Origin of the sequence: Nonomuraea bangladeshensis, from assembly GCF_039529455.1 — a bacterium.
Lineage (GTDB): Bacteria > Actinomycetota > Actinomycetes > Streptosporangiales > Streptosporangiaceae > Nonomuraea > Nonomuraea bangladeshensis.
In genome coordinates this window covers 424,732-448,059 of record NZ_BAAAMV010000004.1, presented here as the reverse complement: position 1 = coordinate 448,059, position 23,328 = coordinate 424,732, and the positions used below count along the sequence as shown (strand labels likewise).

The 23,328-nt window shown below is 71.7% G+C and carries 23 protein-coding genes; 11 read left to right on the top strand and 12 right to left on the bottom strand.

The window, feature by feature from the left end; all coding sequences use genetic code 11:
- Nucleotides 1–8 precede the first annotated feature (8 nt).
- From ABD292_RS13920 to dmpG, 3 genes are read left to right on the top strand one after another with little or no spacing between them, the layout of a single operon-like run.
- A complete protein-coding gene (locus ABD292_RS13920; RefSeq protein WP_344207586.1) occupies nucleotides 9–785 on the top strand; it encodes a 2-keto-4-pentenoate hydratase in 777 nt (258 codons plus the stop codon).
- On the top strand, nucleotides 785–1,687 hold the full coding sequence (locus ABD292_RS13915) for an acetaldehyde dehydrogenase (acetylating) (RefSeq protein WP_344207585.1): 903 nt from the start codon (nucleotides 785–787) through the stop codon (nucleotides 1,685–1,687). The genes ABD292_RS13920 and ABD292_RS13915 overlap by 1 nt, the downstream gene beginning before the upstream one ends.
- Nucleotides 1,684–2,700: a 4-hydroxy-2-oxovalerate aldolase gene (gene dmpG / locus ABD292_RS13910; protein ID WP_344207584.1), complete on the top strand. Its 1,017-nt coding sequence runs from the start codon at nucleotides 1,684–1,686 to the stop codon at nucleotides 2,698–2,700. Before ABD292_RS13915 ends, dmpG begins: the two co-directional genes overlap by 4 nt.
- Before the next feature lie 270 nt (nucleotides 2,701–2,970).
- On the opposite strand, the gene ABD292_RS13905 is transcribed toward dmpG, so the two are convergent.
- Nucleotides 2,971–4,179, bottom strand: coding sequence for a glycosyltransferase (locus ABD292_RS13905; protein ID WP_344207583.1), 1,209 nt, complete (start codon nucleotides 4,177–4,179; stop codon nucleotides 2,971–2,973).
- Nucleotides 4,176–4,628 carry a GbsR/MarR family transcriptional regulator gene (locus tag ABD292_RS13900; protein ID WP_344207582.1) on the bottom strand — a complete coding sequence of 151 codons (453 nt, stop codon included), beginning with the start codon at nucleotides 4,626–4,628 and terminating at the stop codon, nucleotides 4,176–4,178. The genes ABD292_RS13905 and ABD292_RS13900 overlap by 4 nt, the downstream gene beginning before the upstream one ends.
- A gap of 205 nt (nucleotides 4,629–4,833) precedes the next feature.
- On the opposite strand from ABD292_RS13900, the gene ABD292_RS13895 reads away from it, so the two are divergent.
- Nucleotides 4,834–4,956, top strand: coding sequence for a hypothetical protein (locus tag ABD292_RS13895; protein WP_344207581.1), 123 nt, complete (start codon nucleotides 4,834–4,836; stop codon nucleotides 4,954–4,956).
- A gap of 202 nt (nucleotides 4,957–5,158) precedes the next feature.
- Here ABD292_RS13895 and ABD292_RS13890 read toward each other — a convergent pair whose 3' ends face one another.
- From ABD292_RS13890 to ABD292_RS13870, 5 genes are all read right to left on the bottom strand, one after another.
- Entirely contained in the window at nucleotides 5,159–5,782 is a 624-nt protein-coding gene (locus ABD292_RS13890) for a dihydrofolate reductase family protein (protein ID WP_344207580.1), read from the bottom strand.
- Nucleotides 5,783–5,845: 63 nt separating this feature from the next.
- Nucleotides 5,846–6,874, bottom strand: a complete 1,029-nt coding sequence (locus ABD292_RS13885) for an RNA polymerase subunit sigma-70 (RefSeq protein ID WP_344207579.1) — start codon at nucleotides 6,872–6,874, stop codon at nucleotides 5,846–5,848.
- A gap of 174 nt (nucleotides 6,875–7,048) precedes the next feature.
- Nucleotides 7,049–8,209 carry a hypothetical protein gene (locus ABD292_RS13880; RefSeq protein ID WP_344207578.1) on the bottom strand — a complete coding sequence of 387 codons (1,161 nt, stop codon included), beginning with the start codon at nucleotides 8,207–8,209 and terminating at the stop codon, nucleotides 7,049–7,051.
- Nucleotides 8,206–8,688 carry an RNA polymerase sigma factor gene (locus tag ABD292_RS13875; protein WP_344207576.1) on the bottom strand — a complete coding sequence of 161 codons (483 nt, stop codon included), beginning with the start codon at nucleotides 8,686–8,688 and terminating at the stop codon, nucleotides 8,206–8,208. The genes ABD292_RS13880 and ABD292_RS13875 overlap by 4 nt, the downstream gene beginning before the upstream one ends.
- Before the next feature lie 544 nt (nucleotides 8,689–9,232).
- Nucleotides 9,233–10,396 carry a serine hydrolase domain-containing protein gene (locus ABD292_RS13870; RefSeq protein WP_344207575.1) on the bottom strand — a complete coding sequence of 388 codons (1,164 nt, stop codon included), beginning with the start codon at nucleotides 10,394–10,396 and terminating at the stop codon, nucleotides 9,233–9,235.
- A gap of 193 nt (nucleotides 10,397–10,589) precedes the next feature.
- On the opposite strand from ABD292_RS13870, the gene ABD292_RS13865 reads away from it, so the two are divergent.
- Complete coding sequence (locus ABD292_RS13865) at nucleotides 10,590–11,135, top strand: AAA family ATPase (RefSeq protein ID WP_344207574.1); 546 nt, start codon at nucleotides 10,590–10,592, stop codon at nucleotides 11,133–11,135.
- Between the two features lie 8 nt (nucleotides 11,136–11,143).
- On the opposite strand, the gene ABD292_RS13860 is transcribed toward ABD292_RS13865, so the two are convergent.
- Together ABD292_RS13860 and speB are read right to left on the bottom strand one after the other, a co-directional pair.
- Nucleotides 11,144–12,490 carry an NAD-dependent succinate-semialdehyde dehydrogenase gene (locus tag ABD292_RS13860; RefSeq protein ID WP_344207573.1) on the bottom strand — a complete coding sequence of 449 codons (1,347 nt, stop codon included), beginning with the start codon at nucleotides 12,488–12,490 and terminating at the stop codon, nucleotides 11,144–11,146.
- A 1-nt stretch (nucleotide 12,491) separates the two neighbouring features.
- Nucleotides 12,492–13,445, bottom strand: coding sequence for an agmatinase (gene speB, locus ABD292_RS13855; protein WP_344207572.1), 954 nt, complete (start codon nucleotides 13,443–13,445; stop codon nucleotides 12,492–12,494).
- A gap of 152 nt (nucleotides 13,446–13,597) precedes the next feature.
- Here speB and ABD292_RS13850 point away from each other — a divergent pair, with 152 nt between their 5' ends.
- The 5 genes from ABD292_RS13850 (at nucleotide 13,598) to ABD292_RS13830 (ending at nucleotide 21,188) form a co-directional block, all read left to right on the top strand.
- A complete protein-coding gene (locus ABD292_RS13850) occupies nucleotides 13,598–15,220 on the top strand; it encodes a N,N-dimethylformamidase beta subunit family domain-containing protein (protein WP_344207570.1) in 1,623 nt (540 codons plus the stop codon).
- Complete coding sequence (locus ABD292_RS13845) at nucleotides 15,217–15,576, top strand: cupin domain-containing protein (RefSeq protein WP_344207569.1); 360 nt, start codon at nucleotides 15,217–15,219, stop codon at nucleotides 15,574–15,576. Before ABD292_RS13850 ends, ABD292_RS13845 begins: the two co-directional genes overlap by 4 nt.
- 46 nt (nucleotides 15,577–15,622) lie before the next feature.
- The gene (locus ABD292_RS13840) at nucleotides 15,623–17,086 is read left to right on the top strand and encodes a PucR family transcriptional regulator (protein ID WP_344207568.1); all 1,464 of its coding nucleotides are present in this window, start codon (nucleotides 15,623–15,625) and stop codon (nucleotides 17,084–17,086) included.
- Nucleotides 17,087–17,218: 132 nt separating this feature from the next.
- Nucleotides 17,219–18,688 (top strand): APC family permease, encoded by a 1,470-nt coding sequence (locus tag ABD292_RS13835; RefSeq protein WP_344207567.1) that lies wholly within the window; start codon nucleotides 17,219–17,221, stop codon nucleotides 18,686–18,688.
- Entirely contained in the window at nucleotides 18,681–21,188 is a 2,508-nt protein-coding gene (locus ABD292_RS13830) for a CehA/McbA family metallohydrolase (RefSeq protein WP_344207565.1), read from the top strand. Before ABD292_RS13835 ends, ABD292_RS13830 begins: the two co-directional genes overlap by 8 nt.
- On the opposite strand, the gene ABD292_RS13825 is transcribed toward ABD292_RS13830, so the two are convergent.
- Nucleotides 21,178–21,885 (bottom strand): SDR family oxidoreductase, encoded by a 708-nt coding sequence (locus ABD292_RS13825; protein WP_344207564.1) that lies wholly within the window; start codon nucleotides 21,883–21,885, stop codon nucleotides 21,178–21,180. The two genes, ABD292_RS13830 and ABD292_RS13825, sit on opposite strands and share 11 nt — an antisense overlap.
- Nucleotides 21,886–21,944: 59 nt before the next feature.
- Between ABD292_RS13825 and ABD292_RS13820 the strand changes: the two genes are divergently transcribed.
- Nucleotides 21,945–22,337: a MerR family transcriptional regulator gene (locus ABD292_RS13820; RefSeq protein WP_344207563.1), complete on the top strand. Its 393-nt coding sequence runs from the start codon at nucleotides 21,945–21,947 to the stop codon at nucleotides 22,335–22,337.
- Between the two features lie 39 nt (nucleotides 22,338–22,376).
- Here the strand turns inward: ABD292_RS13820 and ABD292_RS13815 are convergent, their stop codons facing one another.
- Together ABD292_RS13815 and ABD292_RS13810 are read right to left on the bottom strand one after the other, a co-directional pair.
- On the bottom strand, nucleotides 22,377–23,135 hold the full coding sequence (locus ABD292_RS13815; RefSeq protein ID WP_344207562.1) for a DsbA family protein: 759 nt from the start codon (nucleotides 23,133–23,135) through the stop codon (nucleotides 22,377–22,379).
- Complete coding sequence (locus ABD292_RS13810) at nucleotides 23,132–23,326, bottom strand: hypothetical protein (RefSeq protein WP_344207561.1); 195 nt, start codon at nucleotides 23,324–23,326, stop codon at nucleotides 23,132–23,134. The genes ABD292_RS13815 and ABD292_RS13810 overlap by 4 nt, the downstream gene beginning before the upstream one ends.
- Between the last annotated feature and the right edge of the window lie 2 nt (nucleotides 23,327–23,328).

Sequence of the window (23,328 nt, the reverse complement as noted above, 5' to 3'; positions counted from 1 at the left end):
GAGCCACCATGGACCCGGAGAGCGTCGCCGCCGCGCTGCTCGACGCCTACGCCACCAAGGAGCCCGTCGCTCCGCTGCCCGACCTGCCGATCGAGGACGCGTACGCGATCCAGCGCCACCAGGTCCAGGCGTGGGTCGCGGGCGGAGCCAGGATCGCCGGGCACAAGGTCGGCCTGACCTCTGCCGCGATGCAGCGGCAGCTCGGCGTTGACCAGCCGGACTACGGCCACTTGATGGACTCGATGTTCCACACCGACGAGGCCCCCATCCCGGCCGCCCGGTTCCTGCAGCCGAGGATCGAGCCCGAGATCGCCTTCGTCCTGAAGCGCCCGCTGCGCGGGCCGGGCGTCACCGCCGCCCAGGCGATCGCCGCCGTGGACTTCGTGCTGCCGGCCCTGGAGATCATCGACTCGCGCATCGCGAACTGGAAGATCACCCTGTCCGGCACGATCGCCGACAACGCCTCCAGCGGCGGCCTGGTCCTCGGGACGCGCCCCACCGGTCTGGACGGTCTGGACCTGCGTCTGGCCGGGTGCCTGCTGCACCGCAACGGCAGGCTCGAACAGACCGGCGCGGCCGGAGCCGTGCTCGGCTCGCCGCTCAACGCGCTGATCTGGCTGGCCAACAAGCTCGGCGAGACGGGGACCACGCTGGAGGCCGGGCACGTCGTCCTGCCCGGATCGATCACCGCCGCCATCCCCGTCGAGCCCGGGGACGTGGTCACCGCCACCATCGCCGGCCTGGGCACCGTCACGGCCGACTTCATGAAGGGACCCGCGAGCTGATGTCCGCACGCAAGCTCCGCGCCGCGATCGTGGGCCCCGGCAACATCGGCACGGACCTGCTGGTGAAGCTGCTGCGCAGCGACGCGATCGAGGTGCAGGCGATGGTGGGCGTGGACCCGGACTCGGACGGCCTGGCCCGCGCCCGCGCGCTCGGCGTGGAGGCGTCGGCGGGCGGCGTGGACTGGCTGCTCAGCCAGGAGAGCCTGCCCGACCTCGTCTTCGAGGCCACCTCCGCCAAGGCGCACCTGGCCAACGCCCCCCGCTACCGGGAGGCGGGGATCACCGCCATCGACCTCACCCCCGCCGCGGCCGGACCGTACGTGTGCCCGCCGGTCAACCTGGACGATTTGGCCGACGTACCGAACCTCAACATGATCACCTGCGGCGGCCAGGCCACGATCCCGATCGTGTACGCCGTCTCCACGGTCGTGCCCGTCGCCTACGCCGAGATCGTCGCCTCGATCGCCTCCCGCTCGGCGGGGCCCGGCACCAGGGCCAACATCGACGAGTTCACCCAGACCACGGCCAGGGCCATCGAGCAGGTCGGCGGCGCGGGCCGGGGCAAGGCGATCATCATCCTGAACCCGGTGGACCCGCCGATGATCATGCGGGACACGGTGTTCTGCGCCATCCCGCCGGACGCCGACACCGAGGCCGTCGCCGCCTCCGTGCATCGGATGGTCGCCCGGGTGGCCGCGTACGTGCCGGGCTACACCCTGCGCGCGGAGCCGCAGTTCGACGAGCCCCGGGAGGCGTGGAACGGCTGGGGCCGAGTGGCGGTCTTCCTCGAAGTCCGCGGCAACGGCGACCACCTGCCGCCCTGGGCCGGCAACCTCGACATCATGACCGCAGCCGCCGCCCAGGTGGGCGAGCAACTCGCCCGGGAGAGGGCCGCCGCATGACATCGAAGATCAGGATCACGGACTCCACCCTGCGGGACGGCAGCCACGCCATGGCCCACCGCTTCACCGAGGAGCAGGTGCGCGGCGTCGTCCACGCCCTGGACCGGGCCGGCGTCGAGGTCATCGAGGTCAGCCACGGCGACGGCCTCGGCGGCTCGTCGTTCAACTACGGCTTCTCGCTGGAGGACGACGTCAAGCTCGTGGCCGCCGCCGTGGACGAGGCGACGACCGCCAGGATCGCGGTGCTGCTGCTGCCCGGCCTCGGCACCGTCGAGGACCTCAAGCTCGCGCGGGACGCGGGCGCCTCGGTGGCCAGGATCGCGACCCACTGCACCGAGGCCGACGTGTCCCTGCAGCACTTCGCGGCGGCGCGGCAGCTCGGCATGGAGACGGTGGGCTTCCTCATGCTCTCGCACCGCATCGCCCCCGCGGCGCTCGCCCGGCAGGCCCGGATCATGGTGGACGGCGGCGCGCAGTGCGTCTACGTCGTGGACTCGGCGGGGGCGCTCGTGCTCGGCGAGGCCCAGGAACGCATCAGCGCCCTGGTGACCGAGCTCGGCTCCGACGCGCAGGTCGGCTTCCACGGCCACCAGAACCTGTCTCTGGGCATCGCGAACTCCGTACTGGCCGCGCAGAACGGCGCCACCCAGATCGACGGGGCACTGTGCGCCCTCGGCGCCGGGGCCGGCAACGCGCCCACCGAGGTCCTCGCGGCCACCTTCGACCGGCTCGGCATTCCGACGGGCGTGGACGTGCAGGGCGTCCTGGCGGCGGCCGAGGACGTGGTCAAGCCGTTCCTGCCGAGGCTGCCGTTCGCGGACCGGCCGGCGATCACGCAGGGCTACGCCGGGGTGTACTCCAGCTTCCTGCTCCACGCCGAGCGCGCCGCCGAGCGCTACGACGTCCCGGCCCACGAGATCCTGCAGCGGGTGGGTGAGGCCGGTTACGTCGGCGGACAGGAAGACATGATCATCGACGTGGCCCTCCAGCTCGCCGCCGAACGGGATCGCTGAGACCGTTCAACGCGGCAGGGTGCGGATCAGCTTCTTGTTGACAAAGGCGTACGCGAGGAAGTCGACCAGATAGGACTGCCAGGCGCTCCAGTCGTGCCCGGCCCTGGTGTTCTCGGCGCGCGGGCCGACGCTCCCGGGCTCGTCCTTGTTGACGCGAGACTCGGGTCGTGCGTGTAGGCGGGCAGGGCGCCTTCGTCCAGCACTCGCCTGATCGCCTGAGCTACCGGGCGGCCGCGGGCCGGGGGAGCCGGGCCTGGCCGTGACTCGGCCTCAGACCGCGTTGCTGATGCGGGTCACGGCGGTGGCGATGCCGCCCTCGGCGCGGGCCTTCGCGGCGAGGACGTGGGCGGCGGGAGCCAGGGCGGCGGCGGCCTCGATGGCGGAGGCGAGCGCCACGGGCGTGAGACGGCGGCCGGGGACGGGGGCGGGTGCGACGCCGAGGTGGTGCAGGCGTCCCGCCCAGAACGGCTGGTCTCCCAGGAACGGGCGCACCACCTGCGGGACGCCGGCACGCAGCGCGGCGGCCACCGTGCCGATGCCACCGTGGTGCACGGCCATGGCCACGCGCGGCAGCAGCCACTCGTGCGGAGCTTCCTCGATCACCAGGACGCCGTCCGGCTCCGCGCCCGCCCGCAGCGCGCCCCAGCCGGTGGCCAGGACGGCGCGGCGCCCGCTCAGGCGGACGGCCTCCAGCACCGTGGCGGTCAGCGCCTCCGGGTCGCCGCTGAAGGAGCTGCCGAAGCCGACGTAGATCGGCGGGTCGCCGTCGTCCAGGAACCGCGCCAGCCGCTCGGGCGGGGTCCAGTCGTCGGCGGGCAACGTCCAGAAGCCGGTGGGACGGGCGTCGGCGGGCCAGTCGGCGGGGGCCGGGAGCAGGTGCGGGCTCCAGGCATGCAGGACGCCGCCCGCCTCGACCAGGTCGGCCACCGATCGGAACCCGTCGTGCAGGCCCAGCTCCCCCGCTCGCCAAGCCCGGATCATGCCGCGGTAGGGTCCCTCGACGGCGGAGGAGACGCGCCAGCTCGGCCGGTTGAGCACGCGCGGCACCCGTACCGGCAGGAGGGGAGAGGCGAAGGCGGCGGTGGGCAGGTAGAGCGGCAGCAGCAGCCCAGCCAGGGCCGGGACGCCGAGCTTCTCGGCGACGTAGGGCCCGCCGAGCGATTTCGGATGGTAGACGACCACGTCGGCGCCGAGCGCGGTGAGCCCGGCCTCGTCGTCCAGCAGGCGGCGCAGCATCGGCTTGACCGAGCGGGCGGCGGTGATGGCGACGCGTACGCCCTGCCCCTGAAGCTTGTCCTGCAGCGCGAGCATCTCGTCGTTCAGCGGCACGAACTCCACCCCCCGGGCGGCGGCGAGCGGCGCGAACCGGCGGGGTGCGGCCAGGATCGGCCGGTGCCCGGCGTCCAGCAGCCCAACCGCGAGGGCGAGGTAGGGCTGAACGTCGCCACGGCTGCCCACGGTGATCAGTAACGGTCTCATCGCCGGTCCTTGAGCTCGTCCCACTCGTCCAGGAGACGGGGGAAGCGGTCCATCATGAACGCGTACATGTCGCGCATGAGCTCCAGCCGCCGACGGCGCTCCGGGGCGTCGCCCACCGCGCGCAGCCCTTGCTCGGCCAGGGCGCGGAAGCTCTCGAACTCGGCCATCTTCGCGCGGAAGGCGCGGGCGAAGACGTCCTCGGCCAGCCGGTAGCGGTCGCGGCGCTCGCCGCGCACGCGGAACCGTTCGATGAGGCCCGCCTGCTCCAGCTGTCGCAGCGCGACGCTCATGCTGCTCTTGGCCACGCCCAGCGCCTCGGCCAGCTCCGGCGCGTCCGCGCCGGTCGTGTCGGCGGTCAGCAGCCATCCCATGACGCGGCCCGACGTGCGGCTCAGCCCGAGCCGCTCGTAGAAGAGCCCCGCATCTTCTACGAACTCCTCGACACTCACCTGTCCATCTTATCGGATTGTTCGGACAGATCCGAATACGATGACCATAGGCAAGAGACCGAGGAGTTCCTCACCACCACAGAGAGTTCGCCCGGTCCGCGGCCGGGGCGCCACCCGACCGAGGGCCCTCGAACGGCACCAGGAAGCCGGACGCCGGATGGTGACGCATCTTCTACCTTGATCACTGCCCGAGCTGGTCGGCCGAATGCCCGCTGACGATCGGCTCTCGCCCTTCGCCCACGTCCACTACTCGCCCCTGGCCGACCCTGGACCGGCCACCGACGCCGTGCTCACCGTCGTGGCAGGGGCTTTCCCCCCATGGGGCTGATCGTCCTCGGCCGCCGGGACATCGGGCAGGCGAGACAGTCCGCCAGGCGTCCGCCGCCTTTGACGGCGCTGCTGTCAGGTGGGCGCCGAGAGCCGGGAAGTCCGGTCGGCCCGCGACGCCCGCCGGCGCGGAGAAGCAGGGACCAGGAACTGCCTACGGTGAACCGTTCAGAGGCATCCGGCCAGGAGGTGCTTCGTCGACGTCATGCGTCGCGGTCGGCCACCTTGTAATGCAGCAGCACGTTGTCCGAGCCGTCCCGGCGCCGGGTGTCCACGAGCTGCAGCGGCGGGACCGGGCCGGTGCTGAAGGCCGGGGTACCCTCGCGGAGAACGGCGGGGCCGACCATGATGTACAGCTCGTCGACGAGCCCGGCGACCAGCAGGTCGTTCCAGAGCGTCCGGCTTCCGAACATCAGGAAGTCCTTGCCCGGCTGGTCCTTGAGTTCCGCGACGACCTCGTGCGCGTCCGCTCGTCGCACGATGGTCGTGGTGTCGGTCCACGGCGCGGTGTCGTCTTCGGTCAGGGAATCGGACACGACGATCTTTCGCATCTCGTTGTTGCGCTGACCGGTCTCACGGTGCAGGTCGGCCACGTCGGGGGTGTTGGCCACCGCCGGGGACACCGCGGGGTTCTCGGCCACCGCCGGCCAGTACCCCTTGAGCCCCATGTACGTCGTCGCGCCGAGCAGCAGCGTGTCAGCGGCCCGCTGCCGCTCAAGGTTGTGCTCGTCGAAGAACCCGTCCATCGGCAGAGCCATCACGTTGCGGCCTGGCCCCTCGACGTACCCGTCGAGCGACATGATGGTGGAGACGATCAGGTTGCGCATGGCTGTGCCCCTCAGGTTGGTGTTCGAGCTGTCACCCGATCAGAGACACCGTCGATGCCGGATTCATCGGTCCTGGCGGGAAAATCTCACGGGGACGGAGAAGTGGCGAGTCACCTGGGGGTCGACGAACCCCGCGATCCACGAAACCCGGCCGTCCCGCAGGCTCAGCACATTGACCGCGCCCAGCGAGAACCCCTCCCCGTCGTACTGGTAGCACGCGAACGCGGGCTGCCCGTTCGCCGCGATCGGCACCAGCCGCCACCGCGTGGCGAACACCCGCTCGGCCATGAACCGGCCGACATCCTCTCGCCCGTCGAACCACGCGGGCAGAGGTGGCATGGTGAACCGGGCGTCCTCGGTCAACAGGTCGAGCAGCGCCGGGACGTCGGCCCGCCCCCAGGCCGTCACGAACGCGTCCACCAACGCGCGGCGTCCGTCCGGACCCAGCGCGGCCAGTTCGGCCTGCTGGGTGCGTCGCGGCACCCGCTGCCCCAGTGTCGCCCGGGCGCGCTGCATCGCGCTGTTCACCGACGCAGGTGTGGTGTCGAGGATCCCGGCGACCTCCGCGGCGGTGAACCCCAGCACCTCGCGCAGGATCAGCACCGCGCGCTGGGTGCCCGGCAGGTGCTGCAACGCGGCGACGAAGGCCAGCTCGACGCTCTCTCGGCGCAGGTAGGCCGCCGCCGGGTCGGACTCCTCTTCCGCGGGCAGGTCGTCGGGCCACGGCTCCAGCCAGACCGGGCCGGTCACCGGATCCCCGAGATCGTGGACGTCGGAGCGGGCCGGGCCGTGCTCGGACGACAGCATCCGGCGGGGTCGCCGCGAGGACAGCCGCAGGCAGACGTTGGTCGCCACGCGGTAGAGCCAGGTGCGCAGCGAACTTCGGCCTTCGAAGCCGGCCAGGCCTCGCCATGCGCTGAGCAGCGACTCCTGGACGGCGTCCTCGGCGTCCTGGACCGAGCCGAGCATTCGGTAGCAGTGGGCGTACAGGTCCCCGCGGTGCCGCTCCACCAGCAAATCGAACGCCGCCTGGTCGCCCCTCTGCGCGTCAGCCAGCAATCGCTCTTCCGACACCCCGCCAGCCTCGACCATGGGCCTATCTTGCCGTCCCAGCATGGTATCCACGAACGCTTCACTCGGATGTCCGGGCGTCCAGGGCGAGGCCGGCGGTGTACTCCGGGAAGATCCAGGGCTCGATCGTCCCAATCCCGGGGGCCTCGCGTACGGGTTCGTGCGCTTCATCAGCGTCGGCCTGGCCGGGGCTGGTCACCAGGCCGCCTGGATCTCTGCTGGGGACCCCAAGAGCTGGGGGTCGGGAGCTCCGGGGCGGATCAGGGGCGTGATCCGGCCGTCGTCGAGTCTGCTCAGGGGCTCGACGTTCCCCCCGAGCAGCAGATGGTGTCCGGTGGTGTCGTAACGGATCAGGTTCCATCGGGCCATGCTGTCGCCGTCGTGGCTCCTGCTCACGAGGGTGCGGATCTTGCGGCCGTCCGGGACGGAGTACTCATCCACGGTGTAGCGGGGCGGTCGGCTGTGGCCGATCAGCATGCTGCGGCCGTCCGGGCTGATCGTCGCCGTGGTGGCCTGCGTGCCTGGAGCTATGACCTGGCTGGACGCGAGTGTGGTGCCGGGGGCGGTGGTGTCCAGAATCCGGGACTCGGTTTTGACCACGAGACCGAGTGTGCGGCGGTCGGCGGTCCAGGAGAGGCTTTCGATCTGTTCTGCGGCGTTCGTCGTCCAGGTCCGGGTCGTTCCCGTGGGCAGATCGACGACCGTGAGCTGGGCTCCGGGGCAGAAGCGCAGCGTTTTCCCTTGGCCGCACACCTTGCCGTCGAGGCTGTAGGCGAGGCGAGTCCCGTCATGGGTGACGGCGAGGGAGCTCGCCGTCGTACCGGTCACTTCGGGGATCACGTCGCGGACCAGCTCGGCCACCCTCCCTTGGTCATCGACCCGGGCTCGGTAGAACTTCGTGCTGCTCACCTGCGTCTCGCGGGACTGCACGCTCTGGGCGACGTAGAAGGTCGCGCCGTCGCCGGCGCCGGCGAGCAGATAGCCGCCGGGCTCGCGGAAGCTGCCCTGCGGGGTCGGGGGCAGGGCGAGCCGGCTGGTGATCTTTCCGGTGCGGGCGTCGTGGACCGTCACGCCGTCGTTGGCGGCGGTCAGCAGGAAGCGGGGACCGGCGAGAGGGCTCGTCGCGGGCACGGCCGGAGTTGTGCCTGCTGTCGCGGCCACGATGGCGGCGACCGTGCCGATGACCGCGACGACGAGCGCGGCCGCGAACGGGACCGCCAGGGCGAACCGGCGTTGGGGAACGACGGTCCTGGTTCGCGGCGCCGCCTGCTCGGCGGGGCGCAGGGTTTCCTGGCGGATCTGCTCGGCGTCGGCCGTCAGAGCATCGCGGAGCCGGTCTTCGAGCCATGACGTCATCGCTTTCCCTCCAGTTTGACGGTGAGTGCCTTCAGGGCTCGAAAGACGGTCGATTTCACGGTGCCGCGGCTGATTCCCATCGTCTCGGCGATCTCCGCCTCCGACAGGCCGAGGTAGTAGCGCAGCACCACGGCCTCTCGCTGGCGGCGGGGCAGGGCGCGTACGGCCGCCGACACCTCCCGGCGCGTCTCCCCGAGCAGCGTGGCCGCTTCCGCGGAGGCTGACCGGGACGGCGTCTGCCGGTCGCCGGTGAACCGGCTCATGATGGAGCGGCGGCGGTGGATCATGCGGCATCCGTTCACCACGCTCGTCCGCAGGTAGGGCAGGACTCGATCGTGGTCGGACAGCCGGTCCCACCGGCGGTGCAGTGCGGTGAAGGCGTCCTGGACGACGTCCTCGGCCGTTTCCTGGTCTCCCGTCAGGAGGTACGCCAACCGGACCAGGCCCAGCCGCTGGGTCAGGAACAGTTCGGCCAGCACAGCCTCGGAAGGCGGCACTCCTTGCGGCGGTGGCGCCGGTTTCTCCACCGCTCGTTGACTCGCGAATCGCATATCTCTTCCATGCGTACTCGCTGTCCAGGTTGCGTGGTGAGACGGAAGTCACACGGGTTCAAGCGCGCCGGGAAGGGCGCATCCTGTCGCACCACCGGCTGCCGCTGCCGGCGCGCCTCCTCTGGCCACCTCGCCACTGCTCGGGACGGGTGAGGCCGGTGGCGACGACGTCGATGAGCCGGTCGAGGGTCCGGACGGGCCAGCCGGCCGCGGTGCAGCGGCGTCATGAGGACGGCCTGCAGCACGCCGACGCTCACCTCCGGGTCGTGGTCGATGAGGTCGGCGCCGCGCTCCTGCGCGGACACGGCGCTCGCCGGGGCCGCCGGTGCGGCGAGCGCCGCGCATCGGCGGTGAGCACGGCTCTTCTGCTGACTCCAGTCACTCTGTCTGCCCTTTTCGTGGAATCTGTCGAGGGCTGGAGCGTGGCAGAGTCGCTGTTTTCCTCGCTGTTATCCCTGTTTCAGGCCTTTTGTCACTTCTGTGGGCAGAAGACCGCTTCGGCGGCCTTGACCAGGAGTGGATCCACCGATTCGTCGATGTTGGAGACGGCCAGTGTGGCTGACAGGGCGAACTGCATCCGGCCGTCGGGCGAGGTGAAGGTGACCGCGTTGAAGCCAGGGGCGCTGCCCTTGAGCGACATGATCACCGGCTCGCCCCCGCATGGCACCGCGGGCTGCTGCTGGCCGCCCCCACCCTCGGACGGTTGCCCCGACGGCTGTGGCGCGCTTCTGCGCGGTCCCATGAGCACCTTCTTCAGCTCTTCGGGCAGCAGCCGGTTCTGGGCGAAGGCCCGCTGGAAGGCGCTGATGTCGTGCGCGGTCGAGATGACGCCGCCGGCCGCGTAGCCGTAGCTCATGTTGAGCCGGTCCACGTCGCGCGGCTCGCCCGTGCTGTCCGGGAAGTAGCCGTGGCCGTGCGGGCCCTTGATGCCGTCGGGGAACCTGGTGGGAAGGTAGGAGTCGTCCATGCCGACGGGGTCGAAGACGCGCCGCTCGAACTCGGCCGCCAGGGTGTGCCCGGTGTACTTCTCGATGATCAGGCCCAGCAGCATGTAGTTGGTGTTGGAGTAGGAGAACTTCTCTCCCGGTTCCTGGGTCCGGGGCAGGGTGCGCGACTTCTTCACCAGCTCCATGGGCGGGTAGTGGGTGGTGAAGTCGAAGGTGTCGACCAGCTTGTCGTCGAAGAAGTTGGGGATGCCGGAGGTGTGCTGGATGAGCTGCTGCAAGGTGATCTCGCCGGCCCGTTCCACCAGGTCCTTACCGGCGGCCTCCGGGAGCAGGTCGCTGAGCTTGTCGTCGAGCTTGAGCTTGCCCTCTTCGACCAGTTGCAGCACCACGACGCCGGTCATCTGCTTGGTCTGGGAGCCGACCCGGAAGCGTGACCCGGCCGGGATCCTGCCGCCCTTGCCGTTCAGCAGGCGGGTGCCGGCCGAGCCCTTGCCGACGCGCCTGCCGTCGACGTAGACCTCGCCGATGGCGCCCACCACCTGCGGAGACTTGGCCAGGGCCGCCAGCGCCCGCTGCACGTCGCCGAGTCGACCCCGGTTCGCGGCGGGGTCCGCCGCGGCGGGCAGGGTGCTCAGCGTCAGCATGGCGCAGGCCAGCCCCGCGAGGCCGGCCGCTGTCGCACGATTCACGAGAAGTTCCTTCCGTCGGAGTCTCGCGGTCCAGCGGTGGCGCCGGCCGCGGCGTTCGGGCTCATGCCTAGACCAAGCGGGGTTTCCTCCCTGTTTCCACCCCCGATCGGGTTGGCGCCGCAAACCGTGAGGAAACAAGCGCTGCTGTAGTGATGTGGGCGGCGTCCATGTACAAGACATACGGAGGCGATTGATGAAGCGCTACATCTTGACCGGCACCCCTGGAGCCGGGAAGACGGCGATCCTGCGATGGCTGGAGTGTGACGGCTACACCGTCGTCGAAGAGGCGGCGACAGACGTCATCGCCCTGGAGCAGGCCCGGGGTGAACCCGAGCCGTGGACGAAGCCGTCCTTCGTGGGGGCGGTCGCCGCCTTGCAGCGCCGACGGCAGGAACAGGCCGCGGCCCTTCCCGGTGATGTGCAGATCTACGACCGGTCGCCCGTCTGCACGTATGCCCTGGCCACTTATCTCGGCCATCCCGTCTCGCCGGCTCTGGCCCGCGAATTGGAACGCATCCAGGCACAACGGATTTACGCCAAGAAGGTGTTCTTCGTGCAGAGCCTCGGGTTCGTCACACCGACCGACGCGCGTCTGATCACCTTCGAGGAGTCGCTGCGGTTCGAGCAGATCCACCAGGACACCTACAGCTCACTCGGCTACGAGTGCGTGCCGATCGCTCCAGGCAAGCTGCCGGACCGGGTGGCGACGGTCAAGAAGTTGCTCGAAGCCGCATCTTGACCGGACCGTCACCCTAGTACGAGGGTGCGGATCAGCTTCTTGTTGACGAACTCCTCGATGCCGGGGCGGCCGAGCTCGCGGCCGAAGCCGGAGCGCTTGACGCCGCCGAACGGCAGCTCCGCGCTCTCGGCCAGGACGCCGTTGACGAAGACCATGCCCGCCTCGATGCGGTCGGCGACGCGTTCGGCCTGCTCGGAATCGGTGGTGAAGACATAGGAGCCGAGGCCGTACGGGGTGTCGTTGGCGATCCGGACGGCGTCGTCCTCGTCGGTGGCCGCGAAGATCATGGCGACCGGGCCGAAGAGCTCCTGGTGGGCGACGTCGTGCTCGGTGGTGACCCCGGTCAGGACGCCGGCAGGGAAGTACGCCCCCCGCCGCCGGCCCGCGGTGGACAAGGTGGCGCCCTGGGCCACCGCGGCGTCGACCTGGCGGGCGAGGTGGTCGGCGGCGGCCTGGGAGGACAGCGGGGCGGCGGGTGAGCGGGCGAGCAACCGGTCGGTGAACTTCGCCACGAAGTCCGCGTGGAGGGGTTCGGCGACGATGAACCGCTTGGCGGCGTTGCACGCCTGGCCGGTGTTGTCCAGGCGGGCGGCGACGGCCTGGTCCACGGTGGCGTCGAGGTCGTCGGTGGACAGGACGATGAAGGGGTCGGAGCCGCCGAGTTCGAGGACGACCTTCTTGAGGTGGCGTCCGGCGATCTCGGCCACGGCGGCGCCGGCCCGTTCCGAGCCGGTGAGGGAGACGCCGCGCACCCGCGGGTCGGCGATGAGGCGGGCGATCTGCTCGTGGGTGGCGTAGATGTTGACGTAGGCGCCTTCGGGGAAGCCCGCGTCCAGGAAGATCTGCTCCAGCGCGGCGGCGGAGGCGGGGCACTGCGGCGCGTGCTTGAGCAGGATGGTGTTGCCGGCGGCGAGGTTGGGAGCGGCGAAGCGGGCCACCTGGTAGGCGGGGAAGTTCCACGGCATGATCCCCAGCAGCACGCCGAACGGGCTGCGGCGCACGACCGCGCCGCCCTGCCCGGCGCCGATGTCGATCGGCTCGTCGGCGAGGAAGGCGGCGGCGTGGTCGGCGTAGTAGGTGTAGATGTCGACGCAGAAGTCGATCTCGCCTTCGGCTTCCTCCAGGGGCTTGCCCATCTCCCGCACGATGGTCGCGGCGAGGTCGGCGCGGCGCTCGCGGTGCAGGTCCGCGACCTTGCGCAGGAGGGCGGCGCGGTCGGCGACGGTGCCGATGCGGGCGCCCGCCCGGTGGGCGGCGGCGAGCGCGTCGTCGATGACGGCGTCGGTGGCGGTCGGGTAGGTGGCGACCGTCTCGCCGGTGGCCGGGTCGACGACGGCGTAGGTGATGTCCGGCATGTCAGGCTCCTTCGCGGGGGCGGGCCGCCATGAGGGTGACCAGATCGTAGGCGACGTGGGAGGCGGCGACCGCGGTGATCTCGGCGTGGTCGTAGGCCGGCGCCACCTCGACGACGTCCGCGCCGATGAGGTTCGCGCCGGCCAGGCCGCGCAGGATCTCCAGCAGCTCGCGGCTGGTCAGGCCGCCGGCCTCGGGGGTGCCGGTGCCGGGCGCGTGCGCCGGGTCGAGCACGTCGATGTCGATGGAGACGTACAGCGGCCGGTCGCCGATGCGCTGCCGCAGGGCGTCCACGACCTCGTCCACGCCCCGGCGCATGACGTCCGCGCTGGTGACGATGCCGAAGCCGAGGCGCTTGTCCTCGTCGAGGTCGCTCTTGCCGTACAGCGGGCCGCGCGTGCCCACGTGGCTGACCGCCTCGGTGTCGAGCAGGCCCTCCTCGACGGCTCGCCTGAAGGGCGTCCCGTGGGTGTACTCGGCGCCGAAGTAGGTGTCCCACGTGTCGAGGTGCGCGTCGAAGTGCAGCAGCGCGACCGGCCCGTGCCGGCGGGCGGCGGCGCGCAGCAGCGGCAGCGCGATCGTGTGGTCGCCGCCGATCGTGACGAGCCGGGTCCCGTCCGCGCCAAGCCCGGAGGCGGCCTCCTCGATGGTGGTCACGGCCTCGTCGATGGCGAACGGGTTGCACGCCACGTCGCCGCCGTCGGCGACCTGCTGGGCCGCGAACGGCGAGATGTCCAGGCCAGGATGGTACGGCCGGAGCAGACGGCTGGCCTCACGCACGGCCGAAGGGCCGAAGCGCGCCCCGGGCCGGTAGGAGACGCCGCTGTCGAACGGCACGCCCACGACCGCGACGTCGGCGTGCCCGACCTCGTCCAGGCGGGGCAGCCTGGCGAAGGTCGCCGGTCCGGCGAAGCGCGGGACGCGGGAGGAGTCGACGGGCCCCCGAGGCTCGGTCATCTTCGATCAGTCCTTCCGTAGGCACGCCGAGACTACGGGCGGCCGATCCGGCCTCTCTTTGGCCGAAGTGTCCACCGGGGTTGTGCGAGTCGTTCATTTCGGCAGAAACCCTGGTTCATAAGCTCGGAGACCCGTACGAATGAAGGAGGGTCGTGGACGACACGATCGAGCGGGCCGGGCTGCCGGCCGCTTTCGCATGGTCCCCGAAGGGGTGGCCGTCCGAACGCGCGTTCGCGGCGCCGGATGCCGCCGAGGTCTGGTGCTACACCGACAAGTTCTCCTATTTCCCTGGAGAGACCGTACGGTTCCACCTCAGCGCGAGCGTCCCGTCCTTCGACCTGGAGGTGCTGCGCGACGGGCTGGAGCCGCAGGTCGTGTGGGCGCGCGAGGGCCTGTCCGCCGGGCGTTTCGAGGCGCCGTGCGACGCGCACGCCACCGGCTGCGGCTGGCCCGCGGGGCTGGAGCTGGAGATCCCGGCCGACTGGCGCAGCGGCTTCTACATCGTGACCGTACGTGCGACCACCCCTGCCGGCGAGCTGTGGGAACGCGAGCACTTCTTCGTGGTCAAGGCGCCCGCCGAGCGGCGCGCACGCGCCGCGCTGGTGCTGACCACCAGCACGATGCTGGCCTACAACGACTGGGGCGGCGCCAACCACTACCGGGGGCTCGGCGACGACCCCCGCGCCGACGCCGGCTCGCCGCTGGCCTCGTCGCAGCGTCCCATCGCCCGCGGCATGATCCGCAAGCCGGCCGGCGCGCCGAGGGAGGCCAACACGGGCACGCTGCCGATGTACGGCGCCCCGCGCTACCCCTCCTACGAGTGGGCGCGGCTGTTCGGCTACAGCCGCCACCACGCCGACGCGTTCTGGGCCACCTACGAGCGGCACTTCGTGGTGTGGGCCGAGCGCAACGGCTACGAGCTGGACTACCTGACCCAGCACGACCTGCACTTCGACCCGCAGGCGCTGGACGGGTACGCCTGCGCGATCGTGGTCGGCCACGACGAGTACTGGTCGTGGCGGATGCGCGACACCGTGGACGCCTTCGTGGACGCGGGCGGCAGGCTGGCCAGGTTCGGCGGCAACTACCAGTGGCAGGTCCGGCTCAGCGACGACGGCGCCACGCAGTACTGCTACCGGCTGCCCTCCGCCGACCCGGAGGCCGCGCGGACGCCCCACCTGGCCACGACCGTGTGGGAGGCCAAGTCGGTCGGCCGGCCGGGCGCGACCACCATGGGGCTCAACGGCCTGGGCGGCATCTACAACCGCTACGGCGTGGCCGCCCCGCGTTCGTCGGGCGGTTTCATCGTCTACCGGCCGCACCACTGGGCGATGGAGGGCACCGACCTCTACTACGGCGACCTGCTCGGCGGCCCGCCGTCGTTCCTGGCCGCCTTCGAGCTCGACTCGGTGGAGTACACCTTCCGGCGCGGGCTGCCGTACCCGACGTTCGAGGACGGCGCGCCCGAGACGCTGGAGATCCTCGCGCTGGCGCCGGCGGTGCGGGGCGAGGAGGACCGCTTCGGCGGGCGCGTGCCGATCGGCGGCCCCGAGGAGGAGGTCTACGCCTACAACGCCGACCTGGGCGACGACCTGCCCGCGTACGTGCACGAGGGCGAGATGCGCGGCGCCGGCATGATCGCGGCCTTCACCCGCGGCGACGGCGAGGTGTTCAACGGGGGCAGCACGGAGTGGGCGCACGTGCTCAGCCTGGGCGACCCGTTCGTGGAACGCATCACGCACAACGTGCTGCGCCGTTTTGGAGCCGCGGAATGAGCATCGACCAGGTACGCGCGATCCACGCCGGAGCCGGCGCCCGGTTCGTGCCTCCGCTCGCCGACTACCACCTGCTGTCGGAGGCGTGGACCGAGGAGGAGTTCCGGGTCTTCGGCGGGGAGGCGACCTCCTACACCGGCGGCTACTGGACGGGCGAGCCGGGCGCGGTGCGCTTCGACTCCTGGCCCTACGACGAGATCTGCGTGATCCTCAAGGGCCGGGTCGCGGTGCGGGACGCGGAGGGGCGCAGCAGGGAGTTCGGTGCGGGCGAGGCGTTCTACGTCCCGCAGGGTTTCCAGGGTGACTGGATCACCCTGGAGCCCAGCGAGAAGGTCTTCCTCGCCGTCACCAGGTGAGTCCGCCCTGGTCGGAGCAGGTCGGGCGGACGGCTAGCGTGGCGCCATGGTGCCGCTGAACATGTTCGTCGCCCGGCTGGGGCTGCGGGTGCTCGCGGGCGCGGACCGTCTCGACGTCCCCATCCGCTGGGTGCACGTGAGCGAGCTGCCCGACCCGTCCCAATTCCTGCAGGGCGGCGAGCTGCTGCTGCTGGCGGGCACCAGCCTGCGGCCCGACGCCTGCGCCGGCTACGTGACGCGGGTCAAGGCGGCCGGCGTCGCGGCCCTGGGCTTCGGCGTGACGCCGGTCTTCGACCAGGTGCCGCCCGAACTCGTGGCGGCCTGCCGGGCGAACGACCTCCCCCTGCTGGAGGTCGCGCCCGCGGTGACGTTCGAGTCCTGCGCCGAGGTGCTCTACGGCGAGCTGCTGTCCGCCGAGCTGTCGGAGATCAGGCGGCTCACCGAGGCGCAGCGCGCCCTGATCAGGACCGCCGCGGGCCCGTCGCCGCTCGTCAGGACGCTGGAGCTGCTGGCCACGCACGTAGGAGGATGGGCGCTGCTGGCCGACCAGGTCAGGGGCAGGGAGTGGACCGGGGGCCGGCCCCGGTTCGGCGACGACGTGCGGGCCGCCCTGGGCCGCGTCTGCGCCAGCACGAGCCCCGCGAGCGCCACCATGAGCTCGGCGGACCAGCGGGTCATGATCCAGTCGGTGGCGGGCCCGCTGCCGACCGGCTACGCGCTGGCGGTCGGCGCTCCGGTCATGGCCGGGATCACCGACCACGCGGTCATCACCACGGCGGCGTCCCTGCTGGGCCTGCTGCTGCCCGATCCGGTGGACCGCTGGCCCGCCCACCGGATCGGCCGGGTGGCGCTGGCCCAGGCGCTCGCCCCCGGCTCCTCCCGCTGGGACCGGCACGCGGCCGAGGTCTTCGGGGTCGAGGACACCCGCTGGCGGATCGTCCGCGCCCGCGTCGCCGGCGGCGGCCGGGCCGGGCTCGGCGAGCTGGCGTCGCTGCTGGGCTCCCCGTTCGTGGACCGCGACGGCGAGGTGTACGTGGCGCTGGTGCCGGAGTCCGAGCCGCTGGCCAAGCTCACCGATGATCTCTCGCGGGCGGGCTGGACGGCCGGGATCAGCTCCGCCTACCCGGCCGGGCGGCTGGGCGAGGCCCACGACGAGGCCGCGCGGCTCCTGCGCACCGCCCTGTTCCAGGGCTCGTCCGTGGTGAGCGGCGCCGAGGTCGACGGGCTCGCCGCCGCGCTGGACATGAGCCGCCTGCGCGACTACGCCGACCGCCGCTTCCGCCCCCTGCGCGAACGCCGTCAGCAGGACGCCGGCGACCTGCTCGCCACGTTGCGGGTCTGGCTGCGGCACAACGGCCACTGGGACCGGGCCGCCGAGGAGCTCGGCGTGCACCGCAACACCGTGCGCCACCGCGTCGGCCAGATCGAGACCGCTCTCGGCTGCCGGCTGGGCGACGCGGACACGCGCATGGAGCTCTATCTCGCGCTGCGGGCCATCGAGGAGCTCTGACCAGGTTGTACGGAACGCACAGCGGCCTCGCGCCCGCCTGGACGGATCGTCCCTCGTCCAGCCGCCGGGGCCGACCGTAGGCTCCCCCCTTATCGGCCGACCCCCCAAAGCGCCGAAGTAAGGAGCGCCATCATGCCAGCTCAGGCCAGCGGCCAACGCGCGCACGCCCTCGCGGGCAACGCGATGGGGACCAAGGACCTGGTGTTCACCGTCCTGGCGGCGCTCGCGCCCCTGACGCTCATCGTCGCCGTCGCCCCGCTGCACTTCCTCAAGGGCGGCGCGGCCGTCCCCGGCGGATACCTGGTCGCCGGGGTGGTCATGGCGCTGTTCGCCGTCGGCTTCATGACCATGAGCCGATATGTCCGTAATGCTGGAGCGTTCTACGCGACCATCTCGCGCGGGCTCGGCAAGCCGGTGGGCTCGGGCGCGGCGATGCTGGCGGTGGCCGCGTACAACGCGCTGCAGATCAGCACGTACGGCGCCCTCGGCGTCTACGCCAACACCACCTTCGCGCACTACTTCGGGCTGGACGTGCCCTGGTACGTCTTCGCCCTGGCCGGCCTGGTCTTCGTCGCCTGGCTCGGCTACCGCGGCATCCACACCAGCGCCCGCATCCTCGGCGTCCTGCTCGTCCTGGAGACCGCCGTCCTGGTGGTGCTGGCCGTGTACGTCCTGATCAAGGGGGGCAGCGGCGACTGGGCCGCCACGTCCTTCTCCCCGGCGACCGTGCTCGCCCCGGACAACGCCGCCATGTTCGCCCTCGTGGCCGGCGCCTTCATGGGCTTCGAGGCCACCGCGATCTTCAGCGAGGAGGCGCGGGGCGGCATCAGGACGGTCCGGCGGGCGACCTACATCGCCGTCGCCTTCATCGCCGTCTTCTACGCCTTCATCACCTGGATCGTCGTCATCGCGTACGGATCGGACAAGATCGCCGCCGCGGCCGAGGCCGACCCGGTCAACCTCGTGGTCACCGTCTTCACCCGCTACGTCCCCGCGCCGATCGTCGAGGTGATGAACGTACTGCTGCTGACCAGCGCGTTCGCCGCCCTGCTGGCGCTGCACAACGCCGCCAACCGCTACTTCTTCGCCCTCGGCCGCGAAGGGCTGCTGCCGAAGGCGCTGGGGCGTACGCACCCGCGGACCAAGGCGCCCTGGCCCGCCGGGCTGCTGCAGACCGGGATCGCGGCGGTCGCCGTCATCACCTTCGCCGTCACGGGAAGCGACCCCTACCTGGGCCTGCTGCTGTGGGGGAGCGCACTCGGGTTCCTCGGCATCATCGCCCTGTGGGCGCTGTGCAGCCTGGCCGTCATCCGGTTCCTGCGCCGCCAGGGCGCCGACGCGGGGATCTTCCGCACCACGATCGCCCCCGGGCTCAGCTTCGTGGCGCTGAGCGTGGTGCTCGTCCTCGTCCTGGCCAACCTGCCGCTGCTGACCGGCGCGGGGACCTTCACCAACGTCGTGATCATCGCGATCGCCGTGGTGGCGGTCACGGCGGGGGTGGCCCGCGCGCTGCACCTGCGCTCGCACGCCCCGCACCTGTACGCCGAGCTGGCCCAGACCTCCGTGGACGAGCCGACGGCCGTGGCGGGCGAGCATGCGTGACGGCCGCGGCTACCAGCCGGTCGACCTGTCGGGGGTGTTCAACGCGCCGCGCTCCGTGCTCGACGACGGCGCGTCCTACCCGCTGGGGTCACGCACGCTGTACGGCATCCCGTTCCGGTTCGGCGACGAGCGAGGCGGCCAGGCGCTGCTGCGCGTGGAGTCCGCGCCGGTCACCGTCCCCGTGGAACGCTCCTTCGAGTGGATGGTGGTCGCCCACGCCTTGGAGTCGCCTGACCTGTTCGACGGCCAGAGCGTCGGCGACGTCTGCGCCTGCTACACGCTGGTCTATGAGGACGGGCACACCGAGCGGCTGCCGATCCGCCAGCGGTTCGAGATCGGGCCCACCCCGCGGCTGTGGAGCGACCGGGCGATCCCGCTGGACTGGGGGCAGACGCCGTTCCTGGCGGTCCCGGACGCCCAGCACCAGCTCATGCCGCGCACCCACGGCCGTTACGACGCGGCCGGGGCGCGGTTCGTCGACATCGACGACCCGCAGGCCCGCTCGCCGTACGTGCTGCCCTACCGGTTCTACCTGTGGCCCTGCCGCAACCCGCGCCCCGGCGTGCCCGTACGCGCCCTGCGGTTCGACTCGCTCGGGCCCGCCGTCCTCGTCGGCGCCGTGACCACCAGCGAGCTGGACGAGGACCCCTTCGGCCGCACCGTGTGGCGTGACGTGCTCGTCGACCTCGGCCCGCAGGCCGGCCCGGTCACCGAGGACCTGACGGTGAGCGTCGACCGCGGCTCGGCGACGTACCTCTACCGCCGGCTGGGCGAGGCCGGCGACGGCTGGGGGGCGCCGGTGCAGGAGGACGGCCGCGCGTACGTACGCGTCGCCGCGACCCCCTCGGCCCGCCTCACCCTCAGGCGCGGCCCGTCCGAGCTCGCCGCCTGCGACTGGGGCGCGCTGCTCGCCGCCGGACACCTGGAGGACGGCCCGGTCACCTGGCGGGTGCCCGACGCCGGGCGGGCCTGGGTGCGGACGGTGGTCCGCGACGCGGCCACCGGCGAGCCGGTCCCGTGCCGCGTGCACTTCCGGTCGGCGGACGGGGTGCCGTACCCGCCGCACGGCCACCACGGGCACATCAACTCCGACGGCAACACCTGGAACCTCGACATCGGCGGCGACGTACGGCTCGGCGCCACCACCTACTCCTACATCGACGGCACCTGCGAAGGCTGGCTGCCGCTGGGCGAGGTCACGGTGGAGGCGGCGCGCGGCTTCGAGTACGAGCCGCTCCGCACGACCGTCACCATCCGGCCCGGCCAGGCCGAGCTGGAGCTGACGCTGACCCGGCTGACCGACCTGGCCGCCGCCGGCTGGTACAGCGGCGACACCCACGTGCACTTCGTCTCGACGCTCGGCGCCGAGCTCGAAGCGCGGGGCGAGGACGTCCGCGTCACCAACCTGCTGCTCAGCCAGTGGGGGCACCTGTTCACCAACACCGAGGAGTTCACCGGCCACCCGCACACCTCCGCCGACGGCCACACCCACGTCTTCGCCGGCCAGGAGAACCGCAGCGGCATGCTGGGCCACATCAACCTGCTCGGCCTGCGCCGCCCGGTCATGCCGTGGTGCACCGGCGGCGCCGAGGAGTCCGAGCTCGGCGGCGGCCTGGAGACCAGGCTGTCCCACTGGGCCGACGAATGCCACGAGCAGGGCGGCACGGTCGTCCTCGCGCACTTCCCGGTGCCGAACGGGGAGGCCGCCGCCCTGCTCGCCACCGGGCGGCTGGACGCCGTCGAGATGATCGCCTATGACCCGTACAACATCCAGGAGTACTACCGCTACCTCAACGCCGGCTACCGGGTGACGCTGGTCGGCGGCACGGACAAGATGAGCAGCGAGGTGCCGATCGGGCTCCTCCGCACCTACGCCCACGTGCCGCCGGAGGAGGAGCTGGACTACTGGTCGTGGTGCCGGGCCGTGCGCGAGGGGGCCACCTTCGTGACCAGCGGGCCCCTGCTGAGCCTCGACATCGCCGGTCACCGGCCGGGCCAGGAGCTCCAGGCGCTGGCCGGGGAGCCGCTCGACGTCGCCGTACGCGCCGAGTCGATCTTCCCCGTCGACCGCGTCGAGATCGTCGTCAACGGCCAGGTCGTCGCCGAGCACCGCACCCCACGGCCGGAGCGCACGCTCGAACTGACCGCCGCCGTGCCGGTCGGCGAGGACTCCTGGATCGCCGCCCGCTGCTACGGCCCCGGCGCCGGCGTCGCCCGGCACCACGACGTGTGGGCGCGGCCGATCATGGCGCACACCTCGCCCGTCTACGTGCGCACCGGCGCGGTCTACGAACGCTTCGACGCCCGTACGGTCGAGCACATGCTGAACCTCGTCGAAGGGTCGCTCGCCTACATCGACGAGCGGAGCCGGCGGCTGTGGCCGGGGCGGGTCTGCCATCGGCACGGACAGGATGACCATCTGGCCTTCCTGCGCGCGCCCTTCCTGGAGGCGCGGGACCTGCTCGAACGCCGGCGCGCGGCCCCGCCGGTCAGGCCGTGAGGGCGGCCGCCGCCTCCCGGTAGATGACGCTCGGGTCCTCCGGCAGCCACGCCTTCACCTGGCGGCTCCAGGCGTCGGCGAGCACCTCGGGCTGATGCGCCTCGATGCCGTCCAGGGCCGCCGCGACGATCACCTCGGGGTCGCCCTTGTCGCCGTCGTACCAGGCCATCATGTCCGTGTCCGCGGCGCCCAGGTGCAGCCCCGTCACCAGGGTGCGCTGATGGGCCAGCTCCAGGCGGACGCTGTTGGTGAGCGCCCACTCGGCGGCCTTGGCCGCGTGGTAGGCGCCCGCGCCGTCGGTGGCGAGCCACGAGATCGCCGACAGCACGTTCATGATCGCGCCGTCGGCCAGTTGGGGCGCGAAGGCGCGGATCACGTTGAGCGTGCCGTAGAAGTGGGTGTCCAGCTCGCGGCGGATCGTGTCCAGGTCTCCGGCGATCAGGTTCGCGCCGGTGGAGATGCCCGCGTTGTTGATGACGATCTTGACGTCGGGCGCCGCCGCCGCGGCGGCGGCCACCGACGCCGGGTCGGTGATGTCGAGGCGCAGCGGGACGACCCCCGGTACGTCGATGAGGTCAGGACGGCGGGCGGTGGCGTACACCTTGCCGGCGCCGCGTTCGAGGAGAGACAGGACGAACTGCCGTCCCAGGCCGCGGTTGGCGCCGGTGACCAGCACATGTGCTCCGTTGATCTGCATGCCGCTACGCTAAAACCTGACGTTGACGTCAGAGGCAAGTGTTGTGATGGAGGTCACCCATGCGGATCGGCGAGGTGGCGGCGCGGTCGGGCGTCAGCGTGCGGGCCCTGCGCTACTACGAGGAGCAGGGCCTGCTGGAGGCGCACCGCAGCGCCTCCGGGCAGCGCCACTATCCCGAATCGGTGGTCGAGCGGGTCCACCTGATCCAGATGCTCTACGCGGCCGGCCTGTCCAGCCGGACCATCGCCGAGCTGCTGCCGTGCGTCGAGGCCAAGGTCAGCACTCCGGAGTCCCGGGCCCGGCTGTTCGCCGAACGCGATCGCATCGACGCCCAGATCGCCGGGCTGACCCGTACCCGTGACCGCCTCGACGCGGTCATCGCCTCGACCGAGAGCCCCGCCAGTGGCTGCACGTACGTCGCCGACCGGGACGCCGCCACGCAAGCGAGCTGAGGGGCGATCGGCGTGGCCGCGACCACCGTCGGATCGGCCTCACCGGGCGGCCCGCGTCACCTCGTCCCGTAGCTGCGCGGGACTGAACACCACCGCGTTGTCGAGCTCCGTGCCGTTCAGCTTCACGGTCGGCGTGCGGGACAGCTTCTGCTCGTCGCCGATCTTCTGGCTGTACGTCAGGTGAGCCTGGGCGTGCTGCTGCCCGGTGACGCACCGCTCGAAGCCCGGCGCGCTCACCCCCGCCTCCTTGCCCCAGCTCAGGAGCTGGTCGTCGGTGAAGCCCTCGACTGTCTCGGCGGGCTGGCCGGCGAAGAGCAGGTCGTGGAAGGCCATCCACTGCCTGCCGTCGGCCACGCAGCGTGAGGCGTTGCCCGCGCGTACGGAGTTGGACCTGGTCGGCTCCTGGGAGAAGATCGTGATCGGGTGGTAGACGACCTTCGCCTTGCCCTCGGCGGCGAGGTTCTTGAACGTCTGCCCGCTGACCCGCTCGGCCTCCTTGCAGGCCGGGCACTGGAAGTCCTCGTACACGTCGACGACTGGCGCGGTGACGCCCGCCTTGGCCATGACGACGCTCCCGTCCGGCTGGACGGTGATCGGCGCGAGCCCGGCTCCCGCCTCCTCGGAACGGGACGTGCCGGCGGCGTACCACACGCCGGCGCCGACCGCCGCCACGGCGACGGTGCCCGCCGTGAGGTACGTGACCAGACGCCGGCGCTTGTCCCGGGCGCGGGCGGCCGCCTGCTGTTCCTTGATCTTCTCGCGCCGTGCGGGACCCTTGGCGCGCTCGTTCTCCGTCATTGCTCGTTCTCCTCATCATCAACGTCACTGGTCAGGTGAAGGGCGCCGTCCAGCGAGAACCGGCCAGGGGGAAACCGGACGATCCAGGCGCCGAGCAGGTAGGCCGGCTCCTGCCCCGCCCCGAGCCGGACGCCGCCTCCGAAACACCGGGCGACGGTCGTCACCCACGGCAGCACCTTGGAAGCTCGCATGT

Coding starts and splice junctions, on each gene's coding strand:
- ABD292_RS13920 (WP_344207586.1), top strand. CDS start 9: ATGGACCCGGAGAGCGTCGCCGCCGCGCTGCTCGACGCCTACGCCACC.
- ABD292_RS13915 (WP_344207585.1), top strand. CDS start 785: ATGTCCGCACGCAAGCTCCGCGCCGCGATCGTGGGCCCCGGCAACATC.
- dmpG (WP_344207584.1), top strand. CDS start 1,684: ATGACATCGAAGATCAGGATCACGGACTCCACCCTGCGGGACGGCAGC.
- ABD292_RS13905 (WP_344207583.1), bottom strand. CDS start 4,179: ATGAGACCGTTACTGATCACCGTGGGCAGCCGTGGCGACGTTCAGCCC.
- ABD292_RS13895 (WP_344207581.1), top strand. CDS start 4,834: ATGCCCGCTGACGATCGGCTCTCGCCCTTCGCCCACGTCCACTACTCG.
- ABD292_RS13890 (WP_344207580.1), bottom strand. CDS start 5,782: ATGCGCAACCTGATCGTCTCCACCATCATGTCGCTCGACGGGTACGTC.
- ABD292_RS13885 (WP_344207579.1), bottom strand. CDS start 6,874: ATGGTCGAGGCTGGCGGGGTGTCGGAAGAGCGATTGCTGGCTGACGCG.
- ABD292_RS13880 (WP_344207578.1), bottom strand. CDS start 8,209: ATGACGTCATGGCTCGAAGACCGGCTCCGCGATGCTCTGACGGCCGAC.
- ABD292_RS13865 (WP_344207574.1), top strand. CDS start 10,590: ATGAAGCGCTACATCTTGACCGGCACCCCTGGAGCCGGGAAGACGGCG.
- ABD292_RS13860 (WP_344207573.1), bottom strand. CDS start 12,490: ATGCCGGACATCACCTACGCCGTCGTCGACCCGGCCACCGGCGAGACG.
- speB (WP_344207572.1), bottom strand. CDS start 13,445: ATGACCGAGCCTCGGGGGCCCGTCGACTCCTCCCGCGTCCCGCGCTTC.
- ABD292_RS13845 (WP_344207569.1), top strand. CDS start 15,217: ATGAGCATCGACCAGGTACGCGCGATCCACGCCGGAGCCGGCGCCCGG.
- ABD292_RS13840 (WP_344207568.1), top strand. CDS start 15,623: ATGGTGCCGCTGAACATGTTCGTCGCCCGGCTGGGGCTGCGGGTGCTC.
- ABD292_RS13835 (WP_344207567.1), top strand. CDS start 17,219: ATGCCAGCTCAGGCCAGCGGCCAACGCGCGCACGCCCTCGCGGGCAAC.
- ABD292_RS13830 (WP_344207565.1), top strand. CDS start 18,681: ATGCGTGACGGCCGCGGCTACCAGCCGGTCGACCTGTCGGGGGTGTTC.
- ABD292_RS13825 (WP_344207564.1), bottom strand. CDS start 21,885: ATGCAGATCAACGGAGCACATGTGCTGGTCACCGGCGCCAACCGCGGC.
- ABD292_RS13820 (WP_344207563.1), top strand. CDS start 21,945: ATGCGGATCGGCGAGGTGGCGGCGCGGTCGGGCGTCAGCGTGCGGGCC.
- ABD292_RS13815 (WP_344207562.1), bottom strand. CDS start 23,135: ATGACGGAGAACGAGCGCGCCAAGGGTCCCGCACGGCGCGAGAAGATC.
- ABD292_RS13810 (WP_344207561.1), bottom strand. CDS start 23,326: ATGCGAGCTTCCAAGGTGCTGCCGTGGGTGACGACCGTCGCCCGGTGT.